This is a genomic window from Rhodoblastus sp. (assembly GCF_052145335.1).
Taxonomy (GTDB): domain Bacteria; phylum Pseudomonadota; class Alphaproteobacteria; order Rhizobiales; family Beijerinckiaceae; genus Rhodoblastus.
Genome location: NZ_JBKQOU010000177.1, coordinates 1 through 7,524, shown reverse-complemented (window position 1 = coordinate 7,524; position 7,524 = coordinate 1). Strand labels below are relative to the sequence as shown.

7 protein-coding genes are annotated in these 7,524 nt (G+C 63.8%); 5 read left to right on the top strand and 2 right to left on the bottom strand.

Going from position 1 to position 7,524, the window contains the following annotated elements:
- Positions 1-348, top strand: a 348-nt coding sequence (locus tag ACLP2E_RS11545) for a cupin domain-containing protein (RefSeq protein WP_442466008.1), incomplete at its 5' end; no start/stop codon positions are given.
- A gap of 17 nt (positions 349-365) precedes the next feature.
- Here the strand turns inward: ACLP2E_RS11545 and ACLP2E_RS11540 are convergent.
- Entirely contained in the window at positions 366-1,226 is an 861-nt protein-coding gene (locus ACLP2E_RS11540) for a pirin family protein (protein WP_442466007.1), read from the bottom strand.
- 227 nt (positions 1,227-1,453) lie between these two features.
- On the opposite strand from ACLP2E_RS11540, the gene ACLP2E_RS11535 reads away from it, so the two are divergent.
- The 4 genes from ACLP2E_RS11535 to hpnI all read left to right on the top strand — a co-directional run bounded on the left by ACLP2E_RS11535 (position 1,454) and on the right by hpnI (position 6,786).
- Positions 1,454-3,793: a Tex family protein gene (locus ACLP2E_RS11535; protein WP_442466006.1), complete on the top strand. Its 2,340-nt coding sequence runs from the start codon at positions 1,454-1,456 to the stop codon at positions 3,791-3,793.
- Positions 3,794-3,906: 113 nt separating this feature from the next.
- Positions 3,907-4,914, top strand: a complete 1,008-nt coding sequence (locus ACLP2E_RS11530; protein WP_442464505.1) for a lysylphosphatidylglycerol synthase domain-containing protein — start codon at positions 3,907-3,909, stop codon at positions 4,912-4,914.
- Complete coding sequence (locus ACLP2E_RS11525; protein WP_442466005.1) at positions 4,904-5,536, top strand: ABC transporter substrate-binding protein; 633 nt, start codon at positions 4,904-4,906, stop codon at positions 5,534-5,536. The genes ACLP2E_RS11530 and ACLP2E_RS11525 overlap by 11 nt, the downstream gene beginning before the upstream one ends.
- A gap of 14 nt (positions 5,537-5,550) precedes the next feature.
- The gene (gene hpnI, locus ACLP2E_RS11520; RefSeq protein WP_442464507.1) at positions 5,551-6,786 is read left to right on the top strand and encodes a bacteriohopanetetrol glucosamine biosynthesis glycosyltransferase HpnI; all 1,236 of its coding nucleotides are present in this window, start codon (positions 5,551-5,553) and stop codon (positions 6,784-6,786) included.
- Between the two features lie 6 nt (positions 6,787-6,792).
- Here hpnI and ACLP2E_RS11515 read toward each other — a convergent pair.
- A partial coding sequence (locus tag ACLP2E_RS11515; RefSeq protein WP_442466004.1) for a phosphomethylpyrimidine synthase ThiC occupies positions 6,793-7,524 on the bottom strand: 732 nt, incomplete at its 5' end.

Below are 7,524 nucleotides of genomic sequence, written 5' to 3'. Positions count from 1 at the left end.
GGTGGCGGGCCGCCGCCGCATCGCCACGATTTCGAGGAAATGTTCACCCTCCTGGAGGGCGAAATCGAACTGACTTTTCGAGGCCAGACACGAAAGGCGGGCGCCGGCTTCACCGTGAACATTCCCGCCAATGCGCCCCATGGCTTCAAGAATCAGTCGAGCGCGCCGGCGCGGCTTTTGTGCATGTGCACGCCTCCCGGTCTGGAGGAATTTTTCCTCGCCGTTGGCATTCCGGTCGCCAGCCGCACCGCCCCGGCGCCGGACTCGAACGAGGAGCAACGCGCCGCGTTCCTGAAAAAGGCCAAGGAGCTGGCGCCGAAATACCGGATCGAGTTGCTCGGTCCGTAGATCGGCGCCGGTTGCTTTCAGAACCTTCCCTGACGATAGTCTTCGTATGCCTGCACCAACTCCTGGCGCGTGTTCATCACGAAAGGGCCGCTCCATGCCACAGGTTCGTGCAGGGGCTTGGCCGCCAGCAGCAGCGCCCGCGCTCCTTTCGCTCCCGCCTTCAGCTCCACGGCGGCCCCGGGGCCAAGCGCGACCAGGCTCAGCGCCTGAATCGGCTGCGATCCATTTGGCGAAGGCGCCGTCGCCTCGCCTTCGTAGACGACAAAATAAGCGACGTGCTCCTCTGGCAGGGCTTCGGAAAAAACCCCTCCGGACGCCAGTTCGATGTCGTAATAGACGGCGTCGACATGTGGCGCGCGGACCGGTCCGGCAGCACCGCCGCCACTGGTTCCTGCGATGATTTTCACCCGCGCTCCCTCGCGCCGTTCGAGCGGGATGCGCGATGCGTCAAACTCCTGATAGGCTGGCGCGCTCATTTTTTCCGCCGCCGGGAGGTTGATCCACAGCTGGAAACCGCTCAGAAGCCCGGACTCCTGTTCCGGCGTTTCGGAATGGATCAAGCCGCGCGCCGCCTTCATCCATTGCACGCCGCCGGCCTCGATCACTCCGGAGTGGCCGTGATTGTCGGCATGGCGCATTTTTCCGGCCAGCATATAGGTCACGGTCTCGAAACCGCGATGCGGATGATCGGGAAAGCCGCCGATATAGTCTCCCGGCCGGTCCGAGCCGAAAAAATCCAGCATCAGAAAAGGATCGAGCGGCGGTTGTGCGCTCGTGCCGATCAGGCGGATCAATTTGACGCCGGCGCCGTCGGAAGTTCGCTCACCATGGTAGACTGAAACGATTTGCCGCGTTTTGCAAAGATTTGTCATGGTCATGGATGGTAATCTCCTTGTTGCGCTGGAGATAGGCGCGACGCCAGTTTAGCGCAAGCTTTGTCGGCGCCGCCTTGCAAATCCGCAAGACGAAAAACAAGTGAATTGCAAGTATCCTTGGAGTACTCGCGCGGGACTGACCGCCCAAACATTTTATCCACAAAGCCGCTTTTGACGCCCGTCGCGCCAGGCGGTAAAAGCGCTCCCCCTTCTTGAATTGGAAGCCGCCGATGATTTCAATTCCTCGCCGCATCGCCCAGGAGCTGCATGTCGAGGAGCGGCAAGTCGCCGCCGCTGTCGAACTGCTGGACGCCGGCTCGACCGTGCCCTTCATTGCACGCTATCGCAAGGAGGCGACCGGCGCTCTCGACGACACCCAATTGCGCAATCTCGAAGAGCGCCTGCGCTATCTGCGCGAGCTTGAGGAGCGTCGCTCGGCCATCGTCGAGTCGGTGCGCGCGCAGGACAAGCTGACGCCAGAGCTGGAGACCGCGCTGCTCGGCGCCGAGACCAAGGCGAAGCTCGAAGACCTTTATCTGCCGTTCAAGCCCAAGCGCCGCAGCAAGGCGACCATCGCCCGCGAAGCCGGCCTCGGCCCGCTCGCCAGCGCCCTGCTCGCCGATCCATCGCAGGCGCCTCCCGCCAGGGCGGAAAAATTTGTCGATGAGGCCAAGGGGATAAGGACGCCCGAGGAAGCGCTGGAGGGCGCCCGCGCCATTCTGGTCGAGCAATTTTCCGAAAAGGCCGAGTTGATCGGTTTTTTGCGCGAGAGTTTCTGGTCGCGCGGACGCATCGTCTCAAAAGTGCGGGATGGCAAGGCGCAGGAAGGCGCCAAATTTTCCGATTATTTCGATTTTTTCGAGCCTCTGGCGAAACTGCCCTCGCATCGCATTCTGGCTATGTTTCGCGGCGAGAAGGAGGAGATTCTCGATCTGGCGCTGGAGCCGGAAAGCGCCGCCCAGGCGGAAATCGAGGGCGAGGCCGCCTATGAGCGGGCCATCGCTGCGAGTTTCGCCATCATGGATCGCGGCCGTCCCGGCGACAAATGGCTGGGGGATTGCGTACGCTGGGCCTGGCGCACGAGGATCAAGATATCGCTGTCGGTCGATCTGCGCGCCCGGCTGTGGCAGAACGCCGAGGATCAGGCGGTCAAGGTTTTCGCCGGCAATTTGCGCGATCTCCTGCTCGCAGCCCCGGCCGGCCCTCGTTCGACCCTGGGGCTCGATCCCGGCTTTCGCAGCGGCGTCAAGGTCGCGGTGGTCGACGCCACCGGCAAAGTCGTCGATACTGCGGTGATTTATCCGCATGAGCCGCAGAGGCGCTGGGACGAGGCCTTGATGGCCTTGGGGCGGCTATGCCGGCTGCACAGGGTCGAATTGATCGCCATCGGCAATGGCACGGCGTCGCGGGAAACCGACAAGCTCGCTGGCGAGCTGGCGGGCAAGCTGCCGGAACTCAAACTGACCAAGATCGTGGTGTCGGAAGCCGGCGCCTCGGTTTATTCGGCCTCCGCCTACGCCGCCAGCGAATTGCCCGAACTCGACGTCACCTTGCGCGGCGCGGTGTCGATCGCCCGGCGCTTGCAGGACCCGCTGGCGGAACTGGTCAAGATCGATCCGAAATCAATCGGCGTCGGCCAATACCAGCACGATCTCGCCGAATTCAAATTGTCGCGTTCGCTCGACGCGGTGGTCGAGGATTGCGTCAACGGCGTCGGCGTCGATCTCAACACCGCCTCGGCGCCGCTGCTCGCCCGGGTTTCCGGCCTGGGGACGAGCCTGGCCGCCGGCATCGTCGCCTATCGCGACGCCAATGGACGATTCCGCTCGCGCACCGAGCTGAAAAAGGTCGCGCGGCTCGGCGGCAAGGCTTTCGAGCAATGCGCCGGCTTTCTGCGCATCCGCGACGGCGACGATCCGCTCGACGCTTCCAGCGTCCATCCCGAGGCCTATCCGTTGGTGCGCAAGATTCTGACGGCGACCAAAAGCGACATTCGACTGCTGATCGGCGATTCCAAAACGCTCCGCGCTTTGTCGCCGAAGGATTTCATCGACGAGAAATTCGGCGCCTTGACCGTCACAGACATCTTGAAGGAGCTGGAAAAGCCCGGTCGAGATCCGCGTCCGGAATTCAAGACCGCCGCCTTCAAGGAAGGCGTGGAGAAGCTGACCGACCTGCGCCCCGGCATGGTGCTGGAGGGTGTGGTGACCAATGTCGCCGCCTTCGGCGCCTTCGTCGATATCGGCGTCCACCAGGACGGGCTGGTGCATATTTCAGCCATGTCGAAGACCTTCATCAAGGATCCCCGCGAGGCCGCCAAGCCCGGCGATGTCGTCAAGGTCAAGGTGCTGGAGGTCGATGCGGCGCGAAAACGCATCGCTTTGACCATGCGGCTCGACGATGCGTTTGAGGCCAAGCCGCAGCGCGGCGCTTTTGACAAGCCGCGCGGCGTGACCAACGAGAAAGCGCCGCCGACACGAAATGAGTCGGCGCGCCCAGCGGGTGGAAACGCCTTCGCAGACGCTTTTTCACGCGCCGGGCTTGCCCCGGGAAAGGAGCCGCGCAAGTGATTGGGACCGTTCGCATGGAAAAACCGTTCCTTTATGGTCACACATCCCGCTTTTTGCAGGTGGCGCGGCGTCTTCCGGCTGACAAATTATCCAAATCGAGCTAAAGCCAGTCGATGAAGACCGCCGCTGGATTGGGCCTGTTGCTGGGCCTGACGCTTTTCGCCGCCCTGACCCTTTATGAGGGAGCGGAGGACGTCGCTCACGCCTTCGCTTCCATCGGCTTTGGCGCCTTGGGACTGGCGGTCATTCGCCTGGGGCAGACCTTTCTTTCCGGCTTCGCCTGGCGGGCGCTGCTGGCGCGGCCGCGCCCGGCGCCGTGGATGTTCTGCAAATTGCGCTGGGTGCGCGAATCGATCAATTCGCTGCTGCCGGTGGCGCAGGTCGGGGGCGATCTTCTCGGCGCAAGGCTGTTGCGCAACCAGGGCGTCACCGGCGGCGTCGCGGCCGCCAGCGTCATCGTCGATCTGCTGGCGCAGACCGTCACCCAGGTCGTCTTCACCGTCATCGGCGTGATCCTGCTGTTTCATAGCGGCGCCCAGGGTGAATTGTCCTATGCCGTCGGTTTCGGCCTGCTGATCATGGCGCCGGCGCTGGCGGGTTTCTGGCTGGCGCCCCGGCTGCTCAAGATGAGCTGGCTCGACCGGCTCGCGGAAAGCGTCGAAAACCGCACCGGCTGGGCCTCGCTCGGCGGACTGCCGGCCCTGCGCGCCGGGCTGGACGGCATTTTGCGCCGCCGCTCCGGTCTCGCCGCCGCCCTTTGCATTCATATGGCCATCTGGTTCGTCGGCGTGCTGGAAATCTGGATCGGCCTGTCGCTGCTGGGCGATCCTCGCTCCTTTGCGACCGCGGTGACCATCGAAAGCCTCGGTCATGCGGTCAAGGCGGCGGGCTTTCTCATTCCTGGCGCCTGGGGCGTGCAGGAAGGCGGCTTCATCGCCCTTTGCGCCGCCTTCGGCATTGGCTCGCCGACGGCCATCGCGCTGTCGCTGGCCAAGCGCATTCCCGACTTCCTGTGCGGCGCGCCCGGCCTGTGGGTCTGGCGGCGGATGGAAGGGTCTGGTTTCCTGGCCTTTTTCCCGCGTGGCGACCTCTCCGCCAAGGAAGAGCCGCATGGTCTCTGACCGGCGGTCCGTTCTGGTCGCGGCTTTATGTCTCGCGGTTTTTGGCGGGGCCAAAGCGCAAAGGGCGGCCGCCGCGGTCGAGGGCGCCGATGACGCGGTCTCTGTGGTCAAGACTTTGCAGGACGCGATGACCGAGATTTTGGGCCACATCGCGGACCTGAGCCTGCGCCAGCGGTTCGATTCGCTGCGGCCGGCTATCGGAGCGGCCTTCGATCTCCCTTCCATGGCCCGGACCTGTTACGGCGCCGGCTGGGAGAATTTGACCGAAGCGCAACAGGCCGAATGGGCGTCGACCTTCGGCGATTATGTCGCCGCCTCCTATGCGGCGCGTTTCGATGGTTTCAACGGCAAGGGCTTCGAGCGCGACGCCGGGACTGTTTCGCGCGGCGGGGAAACTGTGGTGAGTTCGCGGGTGATCCTCACCGAGGGCGCGCCCGTGCCGATCGATTATGTCATGCGCCAGACCGCTCAGGGCTGGCGCATCGGCGATATTTTGGCTAATGGCTCAGTCAGCGAATTGGCGCAATGGCGTCGTTCGCTGCGCGGATTGGCTGGCAGCGGCGACTTTTCAGCGGGTCTCGCGGTGTTGAGGCGGCGCCGGGACGCTTTTTTGACGCCCTGATTCTGAGGATGGTTATGGACGACGCCTGGTTGGCCTTGACCGAGTTGATGGACGCGAGCCCGCTGGAGCCCTTGTTCTATGGCCTGGCCATCGCCGCCTGTCTTTATACGCTGCTGTGTATTTTCAGCCTGCGCCGCTTTGCCCCGGCCGGGTCGCGCGCCCCGGCTTTGGACGCGCCCGGAATCACCGTGCTCAAGCCGCTCTACGGCGCCGAACAAGGTCTGTACGATCATCTGACCAGTTTTTGCCGCCAGGATTATTCCGGCCCGGTCCAGATCGTCTTCGGGGTGCAAAACCCCGACGATCCGGCCGCCATCGTCGCGCGGAAAATCGTCAATGCCTTGCGCGCCGGCAGGATCGAAGGCGCGCCGGCGGGGATGACGGCGGAACTGCTGATCGATCCGGCGCGGCACGGCGCCAATGGCAAGGTCTCCAATCTGATCAACATGTCGCGCCGAATCGAGCACGACATGGTGGTGCTGGCCGACAGCGACATATTGGTCGCGCCCGATTACCTGTCGAGGCTGGCGTGCGCGCTGGCGCAGCCCGGCGTCGGTCTGGTCACCTGTCTCTATCGGGGCGCGCCAAAGGCCGGCGTCTGGTCGAGGCTTGGCGCCATGTGGGTGGACTACGGCTTCCTGCCCAATGTCGTGACCGGCGTAAAGCTGAAAATGGCCAATCCCTGCATCGGCGCGACCACAGCGCTGCAGCGCGCCACGCTCGACGCGGCCGGTGGATTTCCTGCGATCAAGGATCAGCTGGCCGACGATTACGCCCTCGGCGAAGCAGTGCGAAAGCTGGGTCTGAAAGTGGTTCTCGCCGATTTCGCGGTAAGTCATGCGCATGGCGAAACCTCGCTCAGTCAGCTCTGGCGCCGGGAAATGCGCTGGGCGCGCACAATTCGCTCGCTCGATTTCTTTGGCTATGCCGGCATGGCCGTGACCTTCCCGCTGGCTTGGTCGCTGTTCGCCATGCTCGCCGGCGGTTTCGAGCCGGCGGGCGTCATCCTGACCTTCGCCGCGCTTTTGTGCCGGCTGGCGTTGCAGGACGAGGTCGACCGGCGTTTTGTCGGCGTCCCCCACGCCCTGTGGCTGTCGCCCCTGCGCGATCTCTTGAGCTTCGCCGTTTTTGTAGCGAGTTTCTTCCCCGGCCAGGTGCATTGGCGCGGCCAGGACTTCTCGATGGGCGCCAACGGCGTCATGACGCCGGTCGAGGTCGAGGTCGAGGCAAGGGAAGCCGAAGTCGCGTAAGAGCCCTCAACTCTCCAGATAAAGCTTGCCGCCCTTTTCCAAAAACTCGGCGCTTTTTTCCGCCATGCCCTTTTCCGCCTCGATCATGGCGGCCGCCTCCACTCGCAAATCCTGGGTGATCTTCATCGAGCAGAATTTCGGGCCGCACATCGAGCAGAAATGCGCCACCTTGTGCGCCTCCTTGGGCAGGGTTTCGTCGTGGAACTTGTGCGCCGTGTCCGGGTCGAGGCCGATATTGAACTGGTCGTTCCAGCGGAAGTCGAACCGCGCCCGGCTCATCGCGTCGTCGCGCAGCCGCGCGCCGGGATGGCCCTTGGCGAGATCCGCCGCGTGGGCGGCGATGCGATAGGTGATGACGCCGGTCTTGACGTCGTCGCGGTCGGGCAGGCCGAGATGTTCCTTCGGCGTGACATAGCAAAGCATGGCCGTGCCGAACCAGCCGATCATCGCCGCGCCGATGGCGGAAGTGATGTGATCGTATCCCGGCGCAATGTCGGTGGTCAGCGGGCCTAACGTATAGAAGGGCGCCTCGCCGCATTCGCGCAGTTGCTTGTCCATGTTTTCCTTGATCTTGTGCATCGGCACATGGCCGGGACCTTCGATCATCACCTGGCAGCCCTTGTCCCAGGCGACCTTGGTCAGTTCGCCCAGCGTCTCCAGTTCCGCGAATTGCGCGGCGTCATTGGCGTCGGCGATGGAGCCGGGACGCAAACCGTCGCCGAGCGAGAAGGAAACGTC

Coding starts and splice junctions, on each gene's coding strand:
- ACLP2E_RS11535 (WP_442466006.1), top strand. CDS start 1,454: ATGATTTCAATTCCTCGCCGCATCGCCCAGGAGCTGCATGTCGAGGAG.
- ACLP2E_RS11540 (WP_442466007.1), bottom strand. CDS start 1,226: ATGACCATGACAAATCTTTGCAAAACGCGGCAAATCGTTTCAGTCTAC.
- ACLP2E_RS11525 (WP_442466005.1), top strand. CDS start 4,904: ATGGTCTCTGACCGGCGGTCCGTTCTGGTCGCGGCTTTATGTCTCGCG.
- hpnI (WP_442464507.1), top strand. CDS start 5,551: ATGGACGACGCCTGGTTGGCCTTGACCGAGTTGATGGACGCGAGCCCG.
- ACLP2E_RS11530 (WP_442464505.1), top strand. CDS start 3,907: ATGAAGACCGCCGCTGGATTGGGCCTGTTGCTGGGCCTGACGCTTTTC.